Source organism: Draconibacterium sediminis, from assembly GCF_000949475.1.
GTDB lineage: Bacteria > Bacteroidota > Bacteroidia > Bacteroidales > Prolixibacteraceae > Draconibacterium > Draconibacterium sediminis.
The window spans coordinates 2,059,400-2,085,812 of record NZ_JRHC01000001.1; the positions used below are offsets into that span (position 1 = coordinate 2,059,400).

The following is a 26,413-nucleotide window of genomic DNA, read 5'->3' on the forward strand; positions in this document are numbered from 1 at the left end:
TATGAAACTTTTTATTACACTTTCCTTATTAGTAGGCTTTTTGTTTACTAGTTGTGATTCAGGCAATAATAGAACTGAAACAGTAGAGACCAGAAGGGTGAAAAAGCCTGTAATTACAGGGGAATGGAAACATATATTTAATCCCAATGACACCCGCTCTGATATTGATACAACCTGGTACACTAATGACCATTGTTTTGTAAAAGGAGCTGACGGCAAATGGCATGGTTATGGGATTATCGGTCATAAACCAATCAATCCATGGACAGGAGAAACACGCTTTTTTCATATCTCTGCAAAGATGTTTGATCAGGATAAATGGGATGATCATGATTATGCTCTAGAAACAAAACCGGGAGTTGAACGGGTGTTATGGGCTCCGCATGTATTTCACGAAAGTGATAGTGATACATGGCACATGTTCTATAATATTGGCAACCGCCAGAAAAATGCGCCCAACTATGCTAGCTGGGGACAGCTATGCCGAGCTGACTCTAAAGATATGTTTAACTGGGAACGTTATCCTTTAAATCCTTTGTTTTCTGATCCAGGACATGCCCGGGACTCTTACATTCTAAAAGATGAGAATATTTATTACTACTACTATACCCGAACTTTCGATGAAGTTGACTTACGATCCTGTGTAGCAGTGAGGACGAGTCCTGATTTGCAACATTGGAGCGGGCCAAAAATTGTTCATACGCAATCATTTGAATGTGATTGGGGAGGTGATGCAGAAAGTCCTTTTGTTGTAAAGAAAGATGGTTTGTTCTACCTATTTATTTGCAGGGCAATGACAGAGTACAATCAAACACACGTATACTGGTCAGAAACACCAGATGAATTCCCCGTTGAAAATTTTGTTTGTGAATTGCCAACTCATGCTTCAGAAGTAATAAAAGTGTCAGACAATGAATGGTATATATCAAATACCGGCTGGGACAAAAAAGGGGTGTATATCGCTAAACTGGAGTGGAACTAATTATTTGAAATATATAAAAATTTACATATGAATAAGTTATTAATAATGTTGTTGGCAGCTTATACAGCTATTTCTTGTGATTCTTCAAACCCATTAGATGAGCAGGCGAAAGAACCGGCGATTCCGGTTTTGGCAGGCGAAAGCCGTAAAATGATTGATGCAAAACCCGATTTTATAACTGATGAGTCAAAGTGGTTTACCAATGACCACTGTTTTATAGAAGATAAAGAGGGGACGTTACATTGGTTTGGTATTAATAACCCTTACCCGCCAGAGGGAAAAGAACTTTATCGTTATCATCCTTATTTAGGACATTGTACTACTACTGGTTCAGTAATGGACTGGAAACGTGAGGAATTTGCCATTGATGAGAGTAATGGATCGGAGTACATTGGAGCTCCTTATGTTGTGTGGCACGAAGAGAGTCAACGTTATGTAATGGTAGTTGAAGTTTGGCACGAACAACGCCGTTTACAGGTATATTGGTCTGATGATTTGTATAACTGGACTCCTCAGGAAGGATATATATTACCTGATAACTTATGGATTGGTACTCGTGATCCTCATATTATGAAGGGAACTGATGGGAAATACTGGATACATGTGGTAGGTACCGGTAATAAAGGTGTAAAACAGTCACAAGTATTGCGAATTAAAACAACAGACTTTAAAACGTTCGAAGAACCTCAAACCATTCTGGGCATTAATGATTGTACCTGGGCAACGCTTATTGAGTCTCCGTTTGTCGTTCAGAGAGAGGATAAGTGGTATCTCTTTTTTACTTATGCGCACCGCAGATATGCAGAAACGTTGGTTGTTGTTTCAGATGATCCGGATCATTTTGATTATGACAATAATACCATTACAACCTTATTTGGCCATGCAGCCGAAATATTCACCTATAAAGGGCAGGAGTACATTACCTCATGCGGACCTGAAGATCAGCATTATTTAAATCATCAGTCGGTAAGTATTGCTCCATTGAAATGGATTAAATAGTTAGAAAAGACATTTTGGTAATTTGAAATATACCTGGAAGTGATGATTTAAAATTAGCCAAAATTACTATCCATCAGGATGATTGTTCACGAGGTGAACTCTTTAAGTTACCAATGAAACTAAAATTATAAACCAATGAATAGAATCTTATTTCTACTAGTACTTTTTGTTGTATCATACAATATTTTTGCTCAGGGCAGAGAGAAGAAAGTTCTTATAATCGGGATAGATGGCTGTCGTCCTGATGTTTTGAAAGAAGCTCAAACTCCGGCAATTAATAAACTTATTGGTAATGGTGCTTATTCTTTTAGCGCAAAAACCGATCCCATAAGCAGTAGTGGTATATGTTGGACCGGAATGTTGACCGGAGTATGGCATGAGAAGCACAATGTTGTTTCAAATTCATATAAGAATCCCAATATAGGCGAGTATCCCCATCTTTTTAGAAGGATAAAAGAATTCAATCCTGAGTTAAAAACTTATAGCATAGTAAATTGGAATCCAATTCATAAGATTTTGCAAAAGGGAGAAGCTGATATTGAAGAAAGCTATTCTCCGGATAGAAAGGTTACAAAAAGGGTTGTTGAAGTTTTATCTAAAGAAGATCCTGATGTGGTTTTTGTTCAGTTAGATGATGTTGACCATGCAGGTCATACCTACGATTATTTATTTGAAAGCCCAAAGTATGTAAAGGCAATTCAGAAAGCTGATAAGCAGATTGGGAAAATGGTTCAAACCATAGCTAAAAGAAATACAATTAAGAACGAAGACTGGCTTATCATTGTAAGTACTGATCATGGAGGGAGCAACTTTACGCATGGAAAGGATATCCCGGAACACACAACCATTTTTTATATAGCAAGTGGCAATGCTACACAAAAAGGTGAAATAGATGATGTAAATGTTGTTGATGTGTGTGTAACAACTCTTGCTCACATGGGAGTTAAAATAGCTCCAGAATGGAATTTGGATGGTAAGGTTAGAGGATTGATTGAGTATTAAATGGAATTCTATTAATCGAATAAAAATCTAAAAATGAGACGTTTTTCCTATTTGTATTTAGTAGGTGTATTAGTAGTAATTACACTGTTTAGTTGTAATACTCAGCCTAAAACTAAAAAAAGTACAATGAATAAGGCTAAAGATGGAACATATCTTTTTGATAAAGAGTTTCTTGAGAAATATACAAAACCAGTTGAATTGACTAACGGAGATGCTTCAATTCTTGTTTTACCTGAGTACCAGGGAAGAGTAATGACTTCGACTTGTAATGGAGACGATGGTTTTAGTTTTGGATGGATCAACTACGATCTGATAAAACAACAAAAGTTTGTGGAACATTTTAATCCATTTGGCGGCGAGGAGCGGTTTTGGATTGGACCCGAAGGAGGACAGTTTTCAGTCTATTTTGATAAGGATAAAGATTTCGTATTTGAGAATTGGTTCGTACCTGAAGAAATTGATACGAAACCATTCGATATGGTCTCGCAGGATGAGAATACTGTCCAGTTCAAAAAGGCGATGCATTTAACGAACTACTCGGGTACTAATTTCGACTTTCTGGTTACACGTAATGTTCAGTTACTTTCAAATGAGCAGGTACAAAGAGACCTTGATATTTCAGCGGCTAATATATCTGTAGTTGCATACAAATCTTCAAATACAATCAGAAACACTGGTGAGCAAGCATGGAAAAAAGAAACGGGCTTGCTTTCAATTTGGATGTTAGGAATGCTAATTCCTTCGCCCGAGGTTACTGTTGTAATCCCAATAAAATCAGGAGATGCGAAGCTTCTTGGCCCTAAAGTGAATGATGATTATTTTGGTAAAGTATCAGATTCCAGACTTAAGGTACAGGGAAACAAAGTGTTCTTTAAGGCCGATGGTAAAAGTCGTGGAAAAATTGGAATACCACCTTTACGCTCTACTGGTATTATGGGGAGTTATGATGCAAAAAATGGAGCATTAACAATTTTGGAGTGTAAACTACCCGAAGGGAATACTGACTATGTAAATTCTACCTGGGAATTACAGGAAAATCCTTACAAAGGAGATGCTTTAAATTCTTACAATGATGGACCACTAGATGATGGTTCCCAAATGGGACCGTTTTACGAACTGGAAACTTCTTCACCAGCTCTTGCCCTAAAATCAGGGGAATCTTATACGCATATTCAAACAACCTATCATTTCCAGGGGGCTAAAGAAGCCCTAAATCAAATCAGTAATAAAATATTGGGAGTTTCAATAGATGCATTAGAAAATATCTTATAGGAAATTCCTTTTAAAACAATCGTTTATGAATAAAAAAGAAAAAGTAGTACCCAGAGAGTTGCTGGTACCTTTTATAATGATCACCTGCCTGTTTTCCTTGTGGGGATTTGCCAATGACATTACAAATCCAATGGTGGCAGCATTTAAAACAGTAATGGAAACTACCAATGCCAAAGCCTCTTTAATTCAATTTGCTTTTTATGGAGGTTACGGAACAATGGCCATTCCTGCTGCTTTGTTTGTAAAACGTTATACCTATAAGAAAGGAGTTTTGCTTGGTTTGTTATTATATGCCACTGGCGCATTATTATTTTATCCAGCTGCAAGATTCGAAATGTTTGGTTTCTTCTTAGGATCATTATATATCCTGACTTTCGGTTTGGCTTTTCTGGAAACCACTGCAAATCCGTATATTCTTTCAATGGGAGATGAATCAACCGCTACGCGCCGGTTGAATCTCGCTCAATCGTTTAATCCTCTGGGTTCTATCTTCGGAATGTTTATAGCATCAAAGGTAATTCTTGCCTCTTTACAATCTGATGTTCGTGATGCCTCGGGTAATTTGGTTTTTGAAACTATGGATGCAGCAGAAAAGGCAGCAGTCCGTACTCATGATCTTGCCGTGATCCGTGATCCTTATGTGATGCTTGGCTTTGTCGTACTTGTAATGTTTGTGATTATTCTGGTGTCTAAGATGCCTGAGCGTCAGAATGCGGATCATTCTGTTCATGCTAAAGACTCCTTTAAAAGACTATTTAAAAATCGCAAATACCGTGAAGGGGTGATAGCTCAGGTATTTTATGTTGCAACACAGATTATGTGCTGGACGTTCATCATTCAATATGCCGAAAACTTAGGATACGATAAAGCCACCGCGCAGAACTATAACATTGCAGCAATGGCACTTTTTATCACAAGTCGTTTTATTAGTACGGCTATGATGAAGTATGTAAATGCTCGAAAAATGTTGACATTCTTTGCGATTGGAGGAATGATAACCACCACAGGGGTGATATTGATTGAGGGACAACTGGGACTTTACTGCCTGGTGGCTACTTCCGGTTTTATGTCATTAATGTTCCCAACCATATACGGAATTGCACTTCATGGCTTAGGGGATGATGCCACTATAGGTGCAGCAGGTTTGGTGATGGCCATTGTGGGGGGGGCCTTAATGCCACCGTTACAGGGAGCCATAATTGATATGGGGGAGATTGGTTGGCTGCCGGCCGTTAATGTCTCTTTTATACTACCATTTATATGTTTTGTGGTAATTGCCATTTATGGCTATCGAACATTAACCGTTTTTGCAAAAGAATAAATACAATTAAATAGTACAATATGAATTTAAAAATTGGAAGCATAGCCATCCTGCTGATGGTATTATTGGCATGTAATGCCGAAAAGGTAGAAAAACCATATAACAAAGGTATTAGTGTGACTCCCAGACCGACAAGTATCGTGAAGGGTGAAGGTGTTTTTACGCTTAATAGAAAAACTGTTTTTGTTGCTGAAAGCGAGCAGATTTCTGAGGTCATAACACTTTTCGCCAAAAAGCTTAAAACCTCCACTGGCTATGAGATGGATGTAGTGAATACAAACCCCCGGGATAATTTCATTAATGTGGTAATTGAAACTCAACAATTAGCAAATGATGAAGCCTACAAGTTGAAAGTAACATCAAAAAATATTGAGATCACAGGAAGTACCATCAAAGGAATCTTCTATGGTTTACAGACTTTACTTCAATTGCTCCCTGCGGAGGTGGAAAGTTCAACATTGGTAACAGATGTGGATTGGAATATTCCCATTGTAGATATCCAGGATGAACCCCGTTTTAAGTACCGAGGTTTACATTTGGATGTATGTCGTCATTATGTGCCTGTTGAAGACATCAAGAAACATCTTGATATGATGGCGATGTTCAAAATGAATAAATTTCACTGGCACCTGACCGAGGATCAAGGGTGGCGAATCGAGATAGAGAAATATCCATTGTTAACACAAATCGGTTCTAAGCGCATTGAGGGAGAGGGAAATGAATACGGTGGTTTTTATACGCAACAAGAGGTTAAGGAGATTGTGGCCTATGCATCAGACCGTATGATTGATGTAATTCCTGAGATTGAATTGCCGGGACATGCCTTGGCGGCTTTAACCGCATATCCCGAGTACTCTTGTACAGGCGGTCCTTTTAAAGTAAGAAATATTTGGGGGGTTGAACCTGATGTGTATTGCGCCGGGAAGGAAGAGACTTTTGAATTTTTGGAAGACATCATTGATGAAGTAGTGGCGCTTTTCCCGTCAGAATATTTCCATATTGGAGGCGATGAGTGTCCCAAAACCAGATGGGAAAGTTGTATGTTATGTCAGCGCCGAATGAAAGAGGAAGGCCTGAAGGATGAGCATGAGCTGCAAAGCTATTTTGTTCAGCGCATTGAAAAAGTGCTTTTAGCACATGGCAAAAAGATGATTGGTTGGGATGAAATTCTGGAAGGAGGCCTGGCTGAGTCGGCAGCAGTCATGTCGTGGCGAGGCGAAGATGGAGGGATTGAAGCAGCTACGCATGGTCATGATGTGGTTATGACGCCCGGTAATTGGTGTTACCTTGATCATTTTCAGGGGGATTCAAGAGTTGAACCCGTAGCTATTGGTGGTTATACCACACTTGAAGAGTCCTACTCTTATGAGCCAGTACCTGAACAATTGAAAGCAGAAATGGCTAAACATGTGCTTGGAACTCAAGGTAATGTCTGGACTGAATACATGTATACTCCGGAGTTAATTGAATATCGTGTCTACCCAAGAATCATTGCATTGGCGGAAGTGAACTGGACCTCTAAAGAGAATAAAAATTTTACGGATTTTGCCAGACGAATGGACAATCAGTATGTACGCATGGATATGCACGATATCAACTACCACATTCCGTTACCGGAAGGACCCTGTAATAAGGTGGTTTTTACTAATTCTGCTAAAGTTGAATTTACAACAACACGTCCTGTCAAAATGGTTTACACACTGGATGGTAGTGAACCAACTGCTGAGTCGGCAGTTTATGAGCAGCCTTTTAACCTTTCTGAGAATACAGAGATAAAAATAGCCTCAGTATTAAGTAGTGGTAAAATGAGCAAAGTGCGCACCATCGTGGTTGAGAAACAGCCATTTAAGCCTGCAGTAGACGTGGGAACTAAAAGGAAAGGTTTAAAAGAGAAATATACCAAAGGTGATTTTATTTATGTGGCTGATTTGGAGAAGGTAAAGGATTGGACGGAAACAGCCAGTGATGTGAACCTGCCCCCCGCCTACACCAACGCTCAAATTGATGAACCATCAGCTCACATATTATCCGGCTATATTGAAATGCCTGAAGATGGAATCTATGAGTTCTCGACGAATGTAGATCAGTTCTTTTTAGGTGGTCAGTTGCTTATCAATAATGATGGAGAAGTGAAACGCTTCTCGAGAAATAATACCACCGTTGCCCTAAAAAAAGGGAAGCATGAAGTAAAACTGATCTATCTGAACAACATTATCGGAGGCTGGCCCCAGGCATGGAATGGTCCGAGGATTGATTTCAGGTTACAGGGTACAGATGAATTCACAAAGGTATCTCAGGAAATGTATAGCTTTTAAAAATTGAAGATATTGAAATTATGAAATACAAGAAATTAGGCCTTTGGGCGATATTATTAATATTTATTACTTCGTGCAAGCAGGTTGATCCACCCTTAGCAGTAGGGCCAGTTCCAACTGATGCACAGCTTAAATGGCATGAAATGGAACAATACGCATTTGTCCATTTTAGTATGAATACTTTTACCGATATTGAGTGGGGATATGGTGATAAAAGTCCAGAACTGTTTAACCCAACCGACCTGGATTGTCGCCAGTGGGCCAGAGTGTGCAAAGAGGCCGGATTGAAAGGAATTATCATCACGGCCAAACACCACGATGGATTTTGTTTGTGGCCTTCGAAATACACCGAATACTCAGTGAAAAATTCACCCTGGCGTGATGGGAAAGGTGATTTGTTAAGAGAGCTTTCTGATGCGTGTAAAGAATATGGATTAAAGTTTGGAGTTTACTTGTCTCCCTGGGATCGAAACCATCCCGATTATGGAAAGCCGGAGTATATCACCTATTTCCGTAACCAATTACGAGAGTTACTGACCAACTATGGTGATGTGTTTGAGATTTGGTTCGATGGTGCTAACGGAGGATCTGGATACTATGGCGGAGCAAATGAGACCAGGAATGTTGATCGTAAAACATACTACGATTGGGAAAATACCTATAAGATTGTACGCGAATTACAACCTAATGCCATTTTATTTAGTGACGCTGGCCCCGGATGTCGCTGGTGTGGTAATGAAGAGGGTTGGGTTGGAAAAACTAATTGGAGCACGTTGCGTAGGGATGAGGTGTGGCCGGGATGGCCTCATTACGAACAACTTCGGTATGGGCATGAAGATGGTACCCATTGGGTGCCGGCTGAGGTTGATGTATCTATTCGTCCGGGATGGTTCTATCATCAATCAGAAGACCACAAAGTGAAGACCTTACCACATCTGTTGGATATTTATTACCATTCAGTAGGACGAGGAGCGACTTTACTGATAAACTTCCCTGTTGATCCAAGAGGTCTGATTCATGAAACGGATGAGGAGCAGATATTAAAGCTTTCGAATGCACTGAAGGCCGATTTTGCTGTTGACCTGGCACAGGGGGAAGATGCAGAAGCCGATAACGAGAGAGGAAACTCTGGAAAATACAAGGCTGCTAACGTAACCGATGGTGACAAGGAAACCTATTGGGCTACCGATGATCAAGTATCGGAAGCATCACTGACGATCAATCTTGAAGAGCCTACTGAATTTAACCGTTTCCTGATCCAGGAGTACATCAGATTGGGGCAACGTGTTAAAGAGTTTACTTTGGAAGCTTTGGTTAACGGAGAATGGAAGACTCTGGCTGAAGAAACGACCATCGGGTACAAAAGGATATTACGGTTACCAACCACAACAGCAACAAAGGTGAGGGTGAACATTAAAAGTGCCAAAGCTTCACCGTTGATTTCTAACGTTGAAATCTATAACGCTCCAAAAATATTAACTGCACCAGTCATTTCCAGAAATAAGGAGGGATTACTTAAAATACACTCGGCTGACAAAGAAGTAAAAGTGTATTATACTATGGATGGTTCTGAGCCTAACGAGAAGTCAAATAGCTACACCGAACCATTTATTTTGGATCGTAAAGCCATAGTGAAAGCCATAACTGTGGATCCGTTGTCGGATAAAAGAAGTCCCGTAAGTAGAGAAGCATTTGACATAGTCAAAAAGCAATGGAAAGTTGTTGGCGTAAATGATGAAAATGTCAATAAAATATTTGACGGTGATCCATCCACCGTATGGCATCAGAAAGGAGCAAAAATGCCGGTTGATTTGGTGGTTGATCTCGGTGACGTAAACTCAGTTAAAGGATTTAGGTACCTGCCTGACCAGAGTCGTTGGTCAGACGGAATCATTTTTAATTATGAGTTTTATGGATCAGAAAACGGACGTTCATGGAAGTTGTTGAGTGAAGGTGAGTTTTCGAATATTAAAAATAGTCCTATATGGCAAACCAAATATTTTGAGCCGGTTAAAGTAAAGTATTTGAAGTTGAAAGCATTGAACAATACAAATGATAACCATGCTGTTGGTTACGCTGAATTTGATATTGTAACCAACGATTAAAAGAAATAAAAGACTATGAATTTGATACGTATCATCCTATTAATACCATTTTTTTGTGCATTTATAAATGCAAACGCACAAAAAAGCGGTTTGTTTACCGAAGGATCACGGCAAGTACATCTGGATTTTCATACAACTGAAAAACTAGAGAATATCGGGAAAGACTGGAATAAAGAGAATTGGCAGCAGACTCTCAAAGTTGGACATGTGAATTCTATCAACATATTTGCGAAGGGACATCACGGTTGGTGTTATTACAATACCGAGGTGGGTAAACGTCACCCCAATCTGGATTTTGATTTATTTAAAGCGCAGTTGGAGGCATGCCACGAAATAGGCGTGACCGCTCAGGCTTATGTTACCGTTGGATGGAATGTATTGGATGCACATGAACATCCCGAATGGGTTTCTACCGGGAAAGACGGAAAGAACCAGTTTGCCGAAATGGAAGCAAATGCCAAACCCGGAGAGCCATTTCCCTGGGGGTGGCCCACTTTATCGCCGGAAGGTGGATATCTGGAACATTTGCTGAAACATACCGAAGAGATAGCAAAGAACTACGAGGTCGATGGTTTTTGGTTCGATATTGTTCCGGTTGGCAGTATTAACTACAACGAATGGAGCAAGAAGGATATGGAAGCCAATGGGGTAGATTGGAACAACGAAAAAGAAGCATGGGCACATCATTGTAAAAAAATGCACGCGTTTTTTCAACAAACCAATGCTGTAATTAAAAAGTACAGACCTAATGCTACAATTTATTACAACTGGACTACGGGAATGAACGATCCCCGGATTTTAAAGGAAGCTTACTATCAATATAATACTAAACAGGATTTAGAAGATTTGCCAACTACCTGGGCAGGTTACGATGTGTTTCCGGTTCGTGCAAAATTTTATGCCAACACAGGTAAGCCCATTGTGGCTATGAGTGGTAAATTTCATTCGGCCTGGGGTGAATTTGGTGGATTCAAACACAAAAATGCAATCTGGTACGAAGCGGTAAACATGTTGTCGTTTGGTGCAATGGCTAACTTTGGCGATCAACTGCATCCAACCGGAAAACTGGAGAAAGCAACCTACGACAATATTGGATATGCCTATTCTTATATCGAAAAAATTGAAAAATACTGTGTGGATGCCAAACAATTGGCAAAAACAGCTGTGTGGTTAAATTTTTCAGGAAAAGACAATGATCTTACCCGAATGCTTCTCGAACATCAGGTAAACTTTGTGGTTGCAAATAATCTGAAAGACTGGAGTGCCGTAGATGTGCTTATTCTTCATAGCGGTGTTAGGTTGAACGAACAAGAATCCAAACAAATTAAGGAATTTGTTGACAACGGTGGAAAGTTGTTAATTATTGGTAAAGGAGCATTTGAGGATGGAAAGTGGAAATTCGATATTGGAGCTAAGTATCTTGGAGAGTCAAATTATCAAGTTGATTATACTCTTGTGTCAGACAAGTTAAATAACAATTTGGTTCAATCGCCATTTTTGAATCGGAATCCTGCTATACGAGTTGAACCGGAAAATGAAACCGAGATATTGGCGCAAATATATGAGCCATACTTCGACCGCACTGTTGAACATTGGACTTCACACGATAATGTTCCATATCAAACAACACCCGCAACACATCCTGCAGTTATAAGAAAAGGAAACATTGTATGGTGTGCACATGATTTAGAAACTATTTATTCAAAAGAAGGATCTCAAGTTCATCGTCAGTTGTTTTTTAATGCCTTAAGTCAATTACTTTCTGATCCTTTGGTAAAGGTGGAAATGCCAAGTTGCGGACGCTTAAATTTATTACATCAACCCCGGGAGAATCGCTATGTGGTGCATCTTACCTACGGAACACCTCATAAGCGTGGCAGGGCACAAGTGATTGAGGATTTGGTGCCCTTGTATAACGTACCTGTGAGTGTTGATTTCGATGAAAAAATCAAAAAGGCATATACTATTCCAGGAAAGCAATCATTGAAAATGAATAAGGTTGATGGTAAACTACACATAGTGGTGCCTGAATTCAAGTGCCATACTGCAGTAGTTTTTGAGTATTAGATTAGGCTGTGTACGGATGATCTTATTGGTTTTTCGATTATCAATACCCTTTGGAAGAATGATAAAAATAAACATCATGCTACGTAAAATTATAATTGTTGTCCTTTTTCTTTGTGCTATCTCTGTTGTAGTTGAAGCAAAATCAAAGAAAAATGTCAAGAAGGGGGAAGTTACCTTTCGATCTTTGTTGGATGAGATGATTAACCGTGATGCTCTAACGCGTTACCCTGATCCGTATTATACTTTTAAGCAGTTTAGTAGTTACGATCGCCGTTCAAATGTCATCAATGACTCTACCTGGTTTGCCAATTCCGATTGCGACCAGTTTATCAGGGTAGAAAATAACGAGGGACGTGAAGAAAGTGTATTGATGGACATGCAGGGGGCTGGCTCTATCGTTCGATTTTGGATAACAGGTAATAACCATGGTGCAGGAACTTTGCGCATTTACCTTGATGGTAACACGAAACCGATAATCGAAGCCAAGCTAATTGACTTTGTCAGTAAAAATGAGGTCGGCGCGCCTTTGAGTTCGTCTGTGTCACCTCAAACAAATTATATGCGGCGCGGGCACAATCTTTATCTGCCCATTCCATTTGCAGAAAGCTGCAAAGTGACTTATGAGATGCGATCGGTAAATAAAGACGAAACTTTATACTATTGTATTAATGCTCGGGAATATGCCAAAGGAACCAGGGTCGAAAGTTTCTCTGATAAGTCGATTGAGCAAAACAAAGTTTTGATTCAGGAAGTGAACAAGGTTCTAAGTTCAAACGGGACTTCTGTGGCTGATGGGAAAATATTTAATCTTCCGCTGGCAATTGGGAAAGAGACATCTATAAAGTTAGATCAGGAAGGACGTGCAATCAGTAGTTTAAGTGTAAAGATAGAAGGAGTTAATCTGAAACGAGCATTGCGCGATATCATTGTAAAGTGTACATTTGATGGTGTTCAGACAGTTTGGTGTCCGATCGGTGATTTTTTTGGTACAGGTTATGAACTTCATGCATCAGAAACTTACTACACCAAAGTGAAAGAGGATGGAAGTATGACGGTTTACTGGCTCATGCCATACCGGGAAAACTGTAGTATATCATTCGAAAATATTGGAAATGTACCTTATCAGTTATCGGGTAATGTAACCACAAAGCCGTACAGCTGGACCCAAAACTCAATGTATTTTAATGCCAGTTGGAAACAGTTTACAGCTCTTTCAACAGGAGAAAACAAGGCGCGTATTGGCTATGGAGGTTGTTTCGATATGAACTTTGTAACACTTAACGGAAAAGGAGTATACGTGGGAGATGTGATTACACTCTTTAATACGTCCTTAGGCGGTCACTGGAAAAGCTGGTGGGGTGAAGGTGATGAAAAAGTTTACCTGGATGGTGAAACTTTTCCTTCCATCATAGGAACAGGTACTGAGGATTATTATGGATATGCCTGGTGTGAATATGCTCCTTTCAATCACCCCTATCTGTCGCAACCCATTGGAGGAGGTAATTTCAAGTTCGATATGACCGTGAATATGCGTTACAGAGGTCTGGATGCAATGCCTTTTGCCCAATCACTCAAGTTCGATATGGAGATGTGGCACTGGACCAAAACCAGACTTAATTTTGCACCAACAACATTCTATTATATGGTTCCAGGCGGCAAAGATAATAGTATTGCTGATTATGAAGGAGCGAAAGCAAAATTGGCTTTTGATCGGTTTGATATTTTAAAAGCAGAAGCAGAAGATGGTAAGCTGGAAGGTGAAAATATGCGTATTATCGGAGTTGATAAAAACACCTATGGCTTTTATGATAATAGTGTATCAGGGGGCGTTGCTATGATGTGGCGAAATGGAGAGTTGGGTGAAACCCGCACTTTTGAATTTGATGCGGATGCTCATAGCCGTATGACTCAAATTGCCCTTGGTTCTTCTGTTGCGAATGGAATCTACGAGATAGAGCTTAATGGAAGGAAAATCCTCACCTGGGACAGTAATCTTAATAATACGCTACCTCAAATATTTGAATTGGATGCGGTAAATCTGAAACGCACCAATTCATTAATTGTGAAATTGCTATCGAAGAAAAACGATGCTGGAAACTGTGATTTGATAATCGATTATTCATTAATTAAAAGAAATCAATGAAACGAGGATTGAAGTCGAGAAATGTTTTGTTCTGTTTCGTAATTATTTATCTGATATTGCAGGGATGTTCCTCGAATATTGACGTATACAAAGAAATTTCAGACGTTTCCCGGATGGCTAAGGAGAAGTCGACTTGGCAAGCACATATGTTCAGTAGTTATGATCGTAGTGGTGGTAATGACGATGGATTCGCCGGAACCTACTCTCAACTTCGGGTTGAAAATGGGAACAGTGTATTGGCCGAAGCTACCGGTGCTGGTTACATCAGTCGTATCTGGTTCACCCATTCCGAACATCACCGGGATGGATTGCTGAACCTGGAAAACGAACACATTCGGATTTTTATCGATAATCATACCGTGCCTACCATTTATTTGCCACTGGAGGCTATTTTTAACGGTAGAGAATCCGGCTTCCCTTCTGGATTGGTTGGGAAAGGATTGGGTGGCTGGTATTGTTATGTTCCGATTCCATATTCCAACTATTGCCGTGTTGAGGTTGAGGGAACAGGCGTTCGTTTTTATCAGATCAATCTACAGGAATATACAGGAGATAAAAAGGTAGTAAGCTTTCGGAGCAGAAACATTGACAAAGCCAATCAGCAACTGAAAGCAGCAGGGCAGTTGTTACTGACTGGCCTGGCAGATGGAGATGAGCTGCAGCATCAAACATTGAGTATTAACGCTGAAAGTAAGGGCTTTGTAGAATTAAGTAGGGTACAGGGGCAGATCAGCAGGCTATTTCTAGAGACAACACCTGAAAAACTGACGGCTCTTTTAAACAGCAGAATCCGCATTTTTTGGGATGGGCAAAAGGAGCCGGCTGTTGATGTGCCGGTGAATATGTTTTTTGCAATTGCAGATCGTCATTGTTTGCACCAATCATTATTGGCAGGCTTCAGAAATGATAGATTGTACAATTATCTTCCCATGCCATTCTCTCGGGGGGCAAGGATTGAAATTGAGGCCGCTGACGAAGCCTTTGATGTAAAGATTGGCTACCAGATCGAAAAATACACCGCTGATGAGGTGCTTTACCTGTCGGCTTTTTATAATGAAGCGTTACCGGCTAATGATGTGGATCGACCTTTTCTGTTGCTCGATACAAAAGGAGCGGGGCACTATGTGGGTACCTTTTTAATGACCGAGGCCAAAACCCATGGCGATGAGCAGTTGCCTGTTTGGCTTGAAGGGGATGAGGTATTCACTTGCGATGGAGAAATGCGTATCCATGGAACCGGAACTGAAGACTACTTCAACTGTGGTTGGTATTCCGTTCCGGGCAGATTAAATAATCCGGGCAGTTTCCCTTTGCATGGATTTCCGCAATTTAGTATGAACGAAATTGGCAAAGCCTCGGCATATCGCTGGCATCTTTCAGATCCGGTACCTTTTAAGGAGTCGATTCATGTAAGTGTGGAGCACGGCACCAACAATACTATTGTGGGAGATTATAGAAGTGTGGCGTTTTACTATTTAAAGTATTAACAATGAGTAAAATATTTAAAACCGTAAATTTTTTGTTTGGTGTTTCTCTGACCGTATTCTTTCTGGGCTGCACGGTAATCGATCAAGCGAATAATCAGGTAGTCAGTGTTACCTCCCTGCTACAGGAAATGACCTCGCGTGAACAATTGAGCCGTTATCCAAAGCCGGCATTTATTACCAAACATGTGAGTAGCTATGATCGATCAAGTGTCTCACCAACCGAAAAGAACTGGTTTCATAACTGGGATATGAATCAATGGGAAGGTGTAGAGCAAACGAAGAACGGGAAAGAATATGTGTTGATGGATGAAAAATCACCAGGAGCGATTACACATTTTTGGATGACTGGTGCCGGAAAGGACAGGGGGCAAGGGACTTTGCGCATTTATATTGATGGTAATGAAAAACCTGTGATCAGTCAGACCATAAGAAGTTTTATCGGAGAGAATAAGGAGGTGGGGTATCCTTTGAGCTGTTCGGTGTCACCGGAAACAATAGCGGATGAACGTGGACATAATTTATACTTGCCAATACCCTATGCCAAATCGTGTAAAATAACTTACCAATCGGATTTGATTAAGGATGGAAATCCCTGGGAGACTGGGAGTGAAATTTTATATTACAATATTGATTACAGAGCCTATGCAGAAGGGGTAGAAATTGAGAGTTTTACGGATCAATCCATCGCTCAAAATAGATCGCTTATTGCAGCCACCAATCAAATGTTATTGGAAGGTAGGTTTCGTGAAGAATCAGAATCAGAAGCGATTGAGAATTTTCAGATGCAAATAGCACCTGGCGACGTAAAAGTGCTATCGAAAAGAGAGGCAGGAGCAGCCATCAATGAGTTAAACCTGCGTATCCAGGAGGATGAACCAACGCAATCGTTAAGATCGTTGATTATTAAATGTGAATTCGACGGAAAACAAACGGTTTGGGCCCCCGTAGGTGATTTTTTTGGTGCCGGCTACCGAATAGATGCCTACGAAACACGGTATAACAAAGTAAGTGTGGATGGTAACCTGACCTCTAAATGGCTCATGCCATTTGAGAAAGCTTGTAAAATATCGGTGGAAAATATCGGAGAAGAGACCATTGGAATTAACGGTTCCATACAATTTGCCGCCTATAAATGGAGCAATAAGTCCATGCATTTTTATACCTCATGGCACCAGTATACCAAATACGATACAGGGACTCCTAAAGGGATGTTAGGAGGTAATGGAACTAAAGATGTAAATTTTGTATCTCTAAAAGGAAAAGGAATTTACGTTGGAGATGTTCTAACACTTTTTAATGATAATTTACCTCCTGGAAAAGCCACCTGGAAGAAAGAAGATGGATCATTTTCTATGAGCTGGTGGGGCGAAGGTGATGAAAAAATATACATTGACGGAGAAGTGTTTCCTTCGCATTTTGGGACAGGTACCGAAGATTATTATTGTTATGCCTGGTGTAAGCCCGAATCCTTTTCACACCCATTCATTGCACAACCTTCAGGTGAGGGGAATCTAACTCCTGGTTATACTGTTAATGCAAGAGTCAGAGCATTGGATGTGCTTCCATTTAACACAAGTTTGCGATTTGACATGGAGCTTTGGCACTGGAATAAAGCTAGGGTAAATTATGCACCTACTACCTTTTATTACATGATGCCTGGGGGCGAAACGAATATAAAACCGGATTATGAAGGAGCAAGGGAACAGGTGTTGCTTGATTTTGAAAAAATGTATTCAAATTTTAATGAAAAAGAGTAAATGAAATTTCAATAAGCTCTAAAAATAAACACAACAATGCGACGATCATTTTTAATTATTTACAGTTTTGTCTTTGTCATATTTATTGGGCAAGCTTGCATAAGGAAACCCGGTGAAAAGATAGTAACCATCGACTTACTGTTAAAAGAGATGACCGACCGGGATGGATTGGCTAAGCTCCCTCAGAATAATTTTAAATTGAAGCAGGCCAGTAGTTACTCCCGAAAATCCATAGCTCCCGATGAGGAAGGATGGTTCGATAATGCAGATGCCAGTCAGTATGTTCGTACTGATACCATTGGAGGGCGCATCGAGCATGTTCTTATGGATGTTGATGGCCCTGGAGCGATTGTTCGTTTTTGGAGCACATGGCACGCTCAGCAATTTTCAATGGGAACACTCCGGTTCTATTTTGACAATAGTCCTATTCCTCAAATAGAAGGTCAAATTAGTGATATAATCTCAGCCAATAAATATGTCGGTGCGCCACTTTCGCAAACTACATCACCCTTTCTGGAGAATGGTGGTTGGTTTTCTGGTCACAATCTTTATTTCCCTTTACCCTATGCAAAACACTGTAAAGTGACTTATCAGAAAGCAGATGAAAGTATAAATGATGTGCTTTATTATCAGATTAATTATCGAAAGTATGAACCCGGCACCTTGGTTGAGAGCTACACAAAAGGTGACTGGGATAGTGGAAAATTCAGTGAAATTATTGCTGAAGTGAGTAATAAATTGAGACATAATGAACCGCAGATAAACCAGAGTGTAGTTACCCAGCTCAAAGGTGTGATGAAGCCGGGAGCATCATTGTCGGCAAGTATTGAAGGAGAGCAGGCCATTAAGAAAGTGGTTGTAAAACTGGAAGCAGAACAGGTAGAGCAGGCCCTGCGCTCAACAGTCATAAGCATGGAATTTGATGGCAAACCTACTGTTTGGGTGCCTGTTGGTGATCTGTTTGGTATAGGCTATAAAATTTCTCCCAGTAAATCCTGGCTAAGCACTGTTGAAGAGAATGGTGAAATGAGCTTGTTTTTTCCTATGCCATTCCAACAATCAGCAAAAATTACGATACACAATTTCGGTAAGGTTGATGTGGAACTGGTGATGCTGGAGATGCATTACGAAGCCTGGAATTGGGATGGGCAAAGCCTCTATTTTCATGCCAACTGGCGAAATTATCCCGATTTTAATACTTCAGAGAAAAGGGATGTAAACTATGTAAGTATTTCCGGTAAAGGGAAATATGTGGGTGATGTGCTTACCCTTTTTAATGATAGTTATGACTGGTGGGGCGAAGGTGATGAAAAAATCTATGTGGATGGAGAATCCTTTCCGTCTACCTTTGGAACAGGTACCGAAGATTATTACGGTTATGCCTGGTGCAGTGTAGTTGATTTTTCGTTGCCTTTCATTGCTCAGCCTAGTGGTGATGGCAACCGAAGTCCCGGATTGACGGTGAACAGTCGCTGGCGTTCGCTGGATGTAATTCCATTCGAACAATCATTAAAGTTCGATATGGAGATCTGGCACTGGGGCAATACGCAAATAGACTATTCCCCAACTACCTTTTGGTATGGAACAAAGGATGCCCGGGTAGAGGTGATGGAAGATGTTGACGGAGTGAAGATTCCTGTAAAATTTCCAGAGCGATTTGAAGGCGAGGGGTTTAAAGTCAGTAGGATCACTGGAGGAGAGGTAATCACTCAGGCGTTCCTGTCGTATAACTGGAGTGCCCGCAATCATTTGCTTTGGCAGGGTATTAAAAAGGGAGATGAATTGGAGGTTTACTTTTATTCAGAAAAAGAACGAAAAGGGCAATTGAAAGCTGTATTCACGCAGGCTCCTGACTATGCCACGGCGGACGTATTGCTTAATGGAGATCTTATCTTCAAAGATCTTGATTTGTACAATAGTGAATTAGGTCTGAAAGAACTTTTTTTCAAGAATGGAAGAATTAAGAAGGGAAAGAACATTGTAAAGCTGATTGTAAAGGATGCTAATGGTGCAGGTGAAAGTCCCAATAAGTTTGGATTAGATTATATTCTTGTTTTAGCAGACCGAATATTTAATAATTAGAATAAATAAAAGTATATATGAAACTGATCAGATTAGCTTTTTTCGTTTTGGCTTTGTCTACAAAAAGTGTTGTTGCTCAGAATGGAAGTGTTATTCCGCAGCCTCTTAATGTTGAGCAAGTCAATGTTGAGTTTATTATAGATTCAAAAACAATAATTGTTGCAGATGATGCCAATCAGGCTAATGCGCATTATCTGCAGAAACTTATTGAATCACTAGTGCTGTCCAAGCCTGCAATAAAAATGAAAGGAACCAAGGGGATAATTCTTAAGCTGGATGAAAGTTTAGCGGAGACATTGGGTGATGAAGGCTATCTATTGGAAACAGGTAAAAACTCCTTGGCAATAACAGCTCCTACTACAATTGGAATATTTTATGGAATTCAGACTCTACGTCAGTTGATGAATAAAAATAGTGGTGTAGATAAAAGGGGAGCAGAGTGGTTGGTCGAAGGAGTGCGCATTGAAGATAAGCCAAGGTTCAAATGGAGGGCTTATATGCTTGACGAATCTCGTTATTTTATGGGGGAAGCATTTGTGAAAAAGATATTGGATCAGATGGCTTTGCTAAAGATGAATGTTTTTCATTGGCATTTGACTGATGATGCAGGATGGCGGATGGAAATAAAAAAGTATCCATTGCTGACAGAAATCGGAGCTTTTAGAGATGACTCAGAAATTGAGGGCTGGGGTAGTGGCAAGACAGCAGGCGAGCCACATGGCGGCTTTTACACCCAGGAACAAATGAAAGATATTGTGACTTATGCAGCTGAACGAAATATTACTGTAGTTCCCGAGTTTGAAATGCCCGGACATTCCAGTGCTGCTATTGCTGCTTATACCTGGTTGGGTACCGCAGGCAAAGATATAGATGTACCAGTAAAATTTGGAAGGCATTATGATAATTATGATGTAACCAAACCGGAAGTGTTTCAATTCGTAAAAGATGTACTTGGAGAAATGTTTGAGATTTTTCCATCAGAAGTTATTCATATCGGGGGAGATGAAGTTGGTTATAAAGTATGGGAAGAGTCTGAGCACGTTCAGAAATATATGAAAGAGAAAGGTATTAAAACTCCTGCAGATTTGCAGATTGCCTTTACTAATCAGATTTCCAATTTTATTGAACAACAAGGTCGGAGAATGATGGGATGGAACGAAATTATGGGGAAAAATGTCCATCAAGGTTTTGAAGAGAAAAAAGATGATAAGGATGCTGAAACTTCATTGGCTCCAAATGTGATTGTTCACTTTTGGAAAGGTGATCTTGGTTTAGCTACTGAAGCTGCAAAAAAAGGGTATGGTATTGTTAATGCACTTCACTCAAATACCTACCTCGATTATGGCTATAAATCTATTAGCTTGGAGAAAGCATATGCATTTAATCCAATTCCTGAAGGGTTAGATGAGAAATTTCATGAAAATATTTATGGATTAGGGTGTCAGATGTGGACAGAATGGACTCCGACTTATTCAGATGTTGAAAGGCAGACATTCCCACGTATCGCTGCTTATGCCGAAGTAGGTTGGACTAATAACACCCGAAAAAATTATAAGGTATTTCGAAAAAATCTTAATCAGTTATTGAATTATTGGAAAGGCCAGGGAATTGGATTTGCTGAGAAGTTTGAAGAGAAGGATTTTTAAAAAGATTCACAGAATAGGATTGAAAAGCAAATAGCTACCAACAAATACAAATAAAGAGTATTAATAAAAATAATCATGTAATGACAAAATATACAATAGGATTGGATTACGGTTCGGACTCTGTACGTTCTCTAATTGTAAATACTGAAAACGGAAAAGAGCTAGCCAGCGTTGTGTTTGAATATCCACGTTGGAAGGATGGAAAATATTGCAATGCGCTAAACAATCAATTTCGTCAGCACCCAAAAGATTATCTGGAAGGACTGGAATATACTATAGTTGAGGCTTTAAAGCAGTGCCCCGAAGGTGTCGCGGAAAATGTAGTTGGAATTTCGGTTGATACCACCGGTTCTACTCCAGTTGCAGTTGATGAAAAGGGAACACCACTTGCGTTGACTCCTGGTTTTGAGGAGAATCCAAATGCCATGTTTGTTTTATGGAAAGATCACACCGCTGTTAAAGAAGCTGTTCAAATTAACGAACTGGCTAAAAAATGGGACGTTGATTTCACCAAATTTGAAGGTGGAATCTATTCTTCAGAGTGGTTTTGGGCTAAATTGTTACATGTAATTCGCGAAGATGCAGGTGTGTATCGTGCAGCCTATTCGTGGGTGGAACATTGTGACTGGATTTCCGCTGTTTTAACCGGAGATACAAATCCAAAAACTTTAAAACGCAGTCGTTGTGCTGCCGGTCATAAAGCAATGTGGCACGAAGCTTTTGGCGGATTACCTGCCGAAGAATTTTTAGTAGAACTTGATCCGCTACTTTCGGGTTTAAAAGACAGACTTTACAAAGAAACATTTACCTGCGATGTAGCTGCCGGAAAATTATCTGCTGAGTGGGCTGAAAAATTAGGTCTATCAACTGATGTTGTTATCGGTGTAGGTGCATTCGATGCACATCTTGGTGCCGTTGGAGCAGAAATTGAGCCTTATTATCTTTCAAAAGTAATGGGAACTTCTACCTGCGACATGTTGATTGCGCCGATGGAAGAAGTTGGTGATAAATTTATAAACGGAATTTGCGGACAAGTTGATGGTTCAATTATTCCAGGAATGATGGGATTGGAAGCTGGACAGTCAGCGTTTGGTGATATTTATGCCTGGTTTAAACGTTTGTTGGAGTGGCCGCTAAAAAATATTCTGGCTGAAAGTGAATTGATTGATGAAGCAACCAAGCAGAAACTGATTGAGGAGACTTCATATAAAATCATTGCTAAATTAAGTATTGAAGCAGAAAAAATACCGATTGCTGAAAGCGGAATTGTAGCGCTCGACTGGATGAATGGTCGTCGTACTCCTGATGCCAATCAGGCCTTAAAAGGTGCCATTACCGGATTAAATCTGGGCTCGGATGCTCCACGTATATTCCGTGCATTAGTTGAAGCTACTGCCTTTGGCTCAAAAGCTATCAACGACCGTTTTATTGCTGAAGGTGTTCGTATCGATGGTGTAATTGCTTTAGGAGGTGTGGCCAAGAAATCGAAACTGGTAATGCAAATTATTGCTGATGTTTTAGACATGCCAATCAAGGTTGCCCGCTCGGAACAAGCTTGTGCCTTGGGTACTGCAATGGCTGCTGCTGTCGCTTCCGGTGTTTATTCAAACATTGCAGAAGCTCAGAAAAATATGGGTAGTGGTATTGAAATGGAATATCACCCAATTCCTGAGAATGTTGAGAAGTACAAAATGCTTTACGAGGATTACAAGAATCTTGGATCTTTTATTGAAAACCAAGTTTAATACTAGGTGGATATGCCATTTAGATTTGGATCTTCTAGACTAATTAGATCATTATAAGACGATGAAAAATAGTGACCGAAAGAACTTGAAGTCAATTACTGAAACTGTTAGAGAAATTGTCTCTGAAGTTGCCAATTATATCAAAAATGAGAGTAATAACTTTCAGCGGCAGGATATAGAAACCAAAAATGTAAATGACTTTTTCTCGTATGTGGATAAAGAGTCGGAAAGACTCTTAGTAAAAGAACTTTCATATGTTATCCCTGGTGCAAACTTCATCACAGAAGAAAAAACGATAGATCAGGGGGACGGTAACGGTTATTGCTGGATTATTGATCCTCTAGATGGTACTTCAAACTTTATACATGGCTCTACTCCTTATGCCATAAGTGTAGCCTTGCAAAAAGATCAGGAAATAATTGTAGGAGTCATCCATGAAATCACAAGAAATGAATCGTTTTATAGCTGGAAAGATGGTGGTGCATATTTGAATGGAGCGAGAATACATGTTTCATCTGTGGAGTGGGTTTCAGATGCTTTAATAGCAACTGGGAGACCACATAATTATGTATATCATTATTCAGAATTGATGGATCTATTTAATCATTTCCAATATAATACTCATGGCTTAAGGCAGAGTGGTTCTGCAGCTACTGATTTGGCTTATGTTGCGTGTGGGCGCTATGACGGACGTTATGAGTCGGGATTAAGCCCTTGGGATATGGCTGCGGGAATTCTTATTGTAAAGCAAGCAGGTGGCAATGTCTGCGATTTTAATGGGAAAGAAGATTACCTAAAGAATGGAACACTTATCGCTTCCAATCAATTAATATTTAATGAATTTGTGTCGATTGTTGATAAAATATGCTACGGTAAAAAGCTAAGTGTTGAATGAACTTAATTGTAACTCGTAACATCATGAAACGCATTGAAAAAGTGATTGCCATTAAACAAATAAGAAAAGCGATTTACATAACTAAACAGTAATGAATAGAGTACTGATTATTTTGAGCTTAAACCTGCTCTTTTTTGTCTCAGAGGGAGCAGTTACAAAAGGATTTGAAGGACACGTTTTTGACGATATTAACAAGAGTGGTACTCAGGACAAGAATGAAAAGGGGATAGCCGGGATTAAAGTCTCAGATGGATTTAACGTTGTTGTAACGGATAAAAATGGACGTTTTATTCTTCCTGGATGGAAGAAAAGCAGGTTCATAACTGTATATCAACCCTCAAATTATTCCTGTAATGATTGGTATTTACCCATCAGTGAAAAAAGAAAGGATTATGATTTTGCTATGTCTGCAAAACGGGTGCGACAAAAGGTAAACTTTGTGCAAATTTCAGATACTGAAACTTTTGAATACAAAGAGTGGGTGAATAATGTGCGTGAGTATGCTGATGTAAATCAATCTGCTTTTATCGTACACACGGGAGATATCTGCTATAAACGGGGGATGCGGTGGCATTCTGAAAATATCACTTCAAACACTATGGGAGTGCCGGTATACTATTGTTTGGGGAATCATGATATGGTAGAAGGACAGTATGGTGAGCAATTTTATGAAAAGTGTTTTGGGCCAGCCTGGTATGCTTTTGAAGAAGGAAATACCCTTTTTGTAGTAACACCCATGATGAGAGGTGATCATAAACCATCGTTCACTCATGAGGATATTGGCCGTTGGTTAAAAGCATTGTTAGGCAAGTATGAATCGGCTCAACCAAAAATTATCTTTAATCACGACTTGCTGACTGATGATGAGCACTTTGTTTTTCAAATTAATAAAACTGATTCGATAAATTTCAATAACTATAATTTGAAGGCATGGCTATATGGGCATTGGCATAATAACATGGTGAAGAATCACGGAGGCAATGAGCCAGTAATTTCATACGGAACAGCAGTGGCTGCGAAAGGAGGAATAGATCACTCTCCATCATCATATCGTGTTGTTAACATTGATGAAAATGGCAATATTAGCTCGACGCTGCGCTGGACTTATGTGAACCGAAAGATTGAAGTGGTTGCACCGATTGGCAATGACCTGTTGCTGAAAGATGATTCAGAATTAGGAGTATCTGTTAATATTTATCACAGTGGAGCAGAGGTTCAAAGGGTTAATTATCGGATATGGGTATCCGGTGATTATCCAGACTGGCATGACCTCGATGACTTAGAACATTGGAAGACTATGCAACAGTCCTCAGATTGGAACTGGCAAGCACAATGGTCTGTTCAAGATTATCAGGATGGAGAATATACGCTGACTGTGAATGCTTTCCTTAAGGGGGGAGAAGTGCTGGTTAAACAAGTTCCTTTTACATTAAATAGAAAGTCAGTGGATGCCAACAAAGGGGACAACTGGATTAATTTTTTGGGAAATGCTATGCATAACAGACATTCCAATGCATCAACAGAAGCACCAAAGCTTGTCTGGAGTACTAACCTAGGTAGTAATATTTACATGACTTCGCCGGTCATTTATGATGACAAAGTATTTATGGCCACATTTGATGATAACAATGCCGAAAATTGTGCGATTGTTGGACTTAATGCAATCAGTGGCGAAATTATCTGGCGATATCAACCGGATAATTCAATAAAAAATACGCTTGTTGTAGCTAAGGGCATAGTCGTAGCGACAGATATGCAGGGTATAACTTATGCTCTAAATACTAAATCGGGTGAACTGGTTTGGAAAAAGGATTTAGGCTATAATCGTTTGCCTGGTTTTGTTTCTGGATTAGTCACTGATGGTGAAATCATTTATACTGGTTTTGGAAGTTCTCTGTGTGCGATAAAAGTCGAAGATGGATCCTTGATATGGAAGAATGAGGCCTGGAATGGAGGAGAGGGTTCTGTGCCAACAATGACATTAGCAGATGGCGTATTGGTAACGTCATCGCATTGGCGTGCTTTATACGGGCATAATGCCTTAACGGGGAAACTCCTCTGGACAAGAAAGGATGAGGGCCTCAGATACAGGGATGGAACATTAAGCTACAATCAGGGCAGTTTATGGGCCACCATTGAAGATAAATTAGTGGAGTTGGATGTGAAAACAGGTGTTACAAAAAACGTGATGAAGACTGGAATGAGACACGCCGGAAATTCGACACCTGTACTTGCTGATAGCTTATGGATCTTAGGTAGTGCACATCCTGGAATAGGTGCTTTTGATCGGAATACTTCCAGCCGCAAATGGATATTTGAAGTTGAACCGGCTATCTTTTATACCCCGTCTTATTTTTCCGATAATCAACAGTCAATTGAATCATCACCGCTTATACTGTGTGATAAAGTTTTCTTTGGTGCCATGGACGGAAATATATATTTGTTGAATAGCGAGAGTGGAAAATTAATTTGGAAGAAGTCACTCGGTGTTCCAGTTATGTCTTCTGCGGCTTCCAATGAGAATCAGGTTTACGTGGCTGATTTTGCTGGGAATGTTTACTGTTTTTATCTGAATTAAATTCATTGAGAAACTGA

The 26,413-nt window shown here is 39.9% G+C and carries 16 protein-coding genes; all 16 read left to right on the forward strand.

The features are described from left to right. Window position 1 precedes the first annotated feature (1 nt). The 16 genes from LH29_RS08030 to LH29_RS08105 all read left to right on the forward strand — a co-directional run bounded on the left by LH29_RS08030 (window position 2) and on the right by LH29_RS08105 (window position 26,396). Window positions 2-982, forward strand: a complete 981-nt coding sequence (locus tag LH29_RS08030; RefSeq protein ID WP_082063487.1) for a family 43 glycosylhydrolase — start codon at window positions 2-4, stop codon at window positions 980-982. A 27-nt stretch (window positions 983-1,009) separates the two neighbouring features. Next, window positions 1,010-1,981, forward strand: coding sequence for a hypothetical protein (locus tag LH29_RS08035; protein ID WP_045027532.1), 972 nt, complete (start codon window positions 1,010-1,012; stop codon window positions 1,979-1,981). A 135-nt stretch (window positions 1,982-2,116) separates the two neighbouring features. Beyond that, window positions 2,117-2,983, forward strand: coding sequence for an alkaline phosphatase family protein (locus LH29_RS08040; protein ID WP_045027534.1), 867 nt, complete (start codon window positions 2,117-2,119; stop codon window positions 2,981-2,983). Between the two features lie 126 nt (window positions 2,984-3,109). After that, window positions 3,110-4,255 carry a DUF6786 family protein gene (locus LH29_RS08045; RefSeq protein WP_052670684.1) on the forward strand — a complete coding sequence of 382 codons (1,146 nt, stop codon included), beginning with the start codon at window positions 3,110-3,112 and terminating at the stop codon, window positions 4,253-4,255. Window positions 4,256-4,280: 25 nt separating this feature from the next. Then, on the forward strand, window positions 4,281-5,576 hold the full coding sequence (gene fucP, locus LH29_RS08050) for an L-fucose:H+ symporter permease (RefSeq protein WP_045027537.1): 1,296 nt from the start codon (window positions 4,281-4,283) through the stop codon (window positions 5,574-5,576). A gap of 20 nt (window positions 5,577-5,596) precedes the next feature. After that, window positions 5,597-7,891: a family 20 glycosylhydrolase gene (locus LH29_RS08055; RefSeq protein WP_045027539.1), complete on the forward strand. Its 2,295-nt coding sequence runs from the start codon at window positions 5,597-5,599 to the stop codon at window positions 7,889-7,891. Window positions 7,892-8,034: 143 nt separating this feature from the next. Then, on the forward strand, window positions 8,035-9,996 hold the full coding sequence (locus tag LH29_RS08060; protein WP_198152375.1) for an alpha-L-fucosidase: 1,962 nt from the start codon (window positions 8,035-8,037) through the stop codon (window positions 9,994-9,996). Between the two features lie 15 nt (window positions 9,997-10,011). Continuing rightward, complete coding sequence (locus LH29_RS08065) at window positions 10,012-12,063, forward strand: alpha-amylase family protein (protein ID WP_045027545.1); 2,052 nt, start codon at window positions 10,012-10,014, stop codon at window positions 12,061-12,063. A gap of 76 nt (window positions 12,064-12,139) precedes the next feature. Beyond that, window positions 12,140-14,206 carry a glycoside hydrolase family 172 protein gene (locus LH29_RS08070; protein WP_198152376.1) on the forward strand — a complete coding sequence of 689 codons (2,067 nt, stop codon included), beginning with the start codon at window positions 12,140-12,142 and terminating at the stop codon, window positions 14,204-14,206. After that, on the forward strand, window positions 14,203-15,693 hold the full coding sequence (locus LH29_RS08075) for a glycoside hydrolase family 172 protein (RefSeq protein WP_045027548.1): 1,491 nt from the start codon (window positions 14,203-14,205) through the stop codon (window positions 15,691-15,693). Before LH29_RS08070 ends, LH29_RS08075 begins: the two co-directional genes overlap by 4 nt. Window positions 15,694-15,695: 2 nt before the next feature. Next, entirely contained in the window at window positions 15,696-17,450 is a 1,755-nt protein-coding gene (locus LH29_RS08080) for a glycoside hydrolase family 172 protein (RefSeq protein ID WP_052670686.1), read from the forward strand. Window positions 17,451-17,486: 36 nt separating this feature from the next. Further along, window positions 17,487-19,532 carry a glycoside hydrolase family 172 protein gene (locus LH29_RS08085; RefSeq protein WP_045027550.1) on the forward strand — a complete coding sequence of 682 codons (2,046 nt, stop codon included), beginning with the start codon at window positions 17,487-17,489 and terminating at the stop codon, window positions 19,530-19,532. Window positions 19,533-19,549: 17 nt separating this feature from the next. Next, a complete protein-coding gene (locus LH29_RS08090; protein ID WP_045027553.1) occupies window positions 19,550-21,178 on the forward strand; it encodes a beta-N-acetylhexosaminidase in 1,629 nt (542 codons plus the stop codon). A gap of 80 nt (window positions 21,179-21,258) precedes the next feature. Then, window positions 21,259-22,923 (forward strand): ribulokinase, encoded by a 1,665-nt coding sequence (locus LH29_RS08095; RefSeq protein WP_045027556.1) that lies wholly within the window; start codon window positions 21,259-21,261, stop codon window positions 22,921-22,923. 61 nt (window positions 22,924-22,984) lie between these two features. After that, a complete protein-coding gene (locus tag LH29_RS08100; protein WP_045027559.1) occupies window positions 22,985-23,818 on the forward strand; it encodes an inositol monophosphatase family protein in 834 nt (277 codons plus the stop codon). A 91-nt stretch (window positions 23,819-23,909) separates the two neighbouring features. Beyond that, window positions 23,910-26,396 (forward strand): outer membrane protein assembly factor BamB family protein, encoded by a 2,487-nt coding sequence (locus LH29_RS08105; RefSeq protein WP_052670687.1) that lies wholly within the window; start codon window positions 23,910-23,912, stop codon window positions 26,394-26,396. Window positions 26,397-26,413 lie beyond the last annotated feature (17 nt).

Excerpts from the sequence above, each read along its gene's own strand:
- LH29_RS08030 (WP_082063487.1), top strand. The coding sequence starts at position 2 with ATGAAACTTTTTATTACACTTTCCTTATTAGTAGGCTTTTTGTTTACT.
- LH29_RS08035 (WP_045027532.1), top strand. The coding sequence starts at position 1,010 with ATGAATAAGTTATTAATAATGTTGTTGGCAGCTTATACAGCTATTTCT.
- LH29_RS08040 (WP_045027534.1), top strand. The coding sequence starts at position 2,117 with ATGAATAGAATCTTATTTCTACTAGTACTTTTTGTTGTATCATACAAT.
- LH29_RS08045 (WP_052670684.1), top strand. The coding sequence starts at position 3,110 with ATGAATAAGGCTAAAGATGGAACATATCTTTTTGATAAAGAGTTTCTT.
- fucP (WP_045027537.1), top strand. The coding sequence starts at position 4,281 with ATGAATAAAAAAGAAAAAGTAGTACCCAGAGAGTTGCTGGTACCTTTT.
- LH29_RS08055 (WP_045027539.1), top strand. The coding sequence starts at position 5,597 with ATGAATTTAAAAATTGGAAGCATAGCCATCCTGCTGATGGTATTATTG.
- LH29_RS08060 (WP_198152375.1), top strand. The coding sequence starts at position 8,035 with ATGGAACAATACGCATTTGTCCATTTTAGTATGAATACTTTTACCGAT.
- LH29_RS08065 (WP_045027545.1), top strand. The coding sequence starts at position 10,012 with ATGAATTTGATACGTATCATCCTATTAATACCATTTTTTTGTGCATTT.
- LH29_RS08070 (WP_198152376.1), top strand. The coding sequence starts at position 12,140 with ATGCTACGTAAAATTATAATTGTTGTCCTTTTTCTTTGTGCTATCTCT.
- LH29_RS08075 (WP_045027548.1), top strand. The coding sequence starts at position 14,203 with ATGAAACGAGGATTGAAGTCGAGAAATGTTTTGTTCTGTTTCGTAATT.
- LH29_RS08080 (WP_052670686.1), top strand. The coding sequence starts at position 15,696 with ATGAGTAAAATATTTAAAACCGTAAATTTTTTGTTTGGTGTTTCTCTG.
- LH29_RS08085 (WP_045027550.1), top strand. The coding sequence starts at position 17,487 with ATGCGACGATCATTTTTAATTATTTACAGTTTTGTCTTTGTCATATTT.
- LH29_RS08090 (WP_045027553.1), top strand. The coding sequence starts at position 19,550 with ATGAAACTGATCAGATTAGCTTTTTTCGTTTTGGCTTTGTCTACAAAA.
- LH29_RS08095 (WP_045027556.1), top strand. The coding sequence starts at position 21,259 with ATGACAAAATATACAATAGGATTGGATTACGGTTCGGACTCTGTACGT.
- LH29_RS08100 (WP_045027559.1), top strand. The coding sequence starts at position 22,985 with ATGAAAAATAGTGACCGAAAGAACTTGAAGTCAATTACTGAAACTGTT.
- LH29_RS08105 (WP_052670687.1), top strand. The coding sequence starts at position 23,910 with ATGAATAGAGTACTGATTATTTTGAGCTTAAACCTGCTCTTTTTTGTC.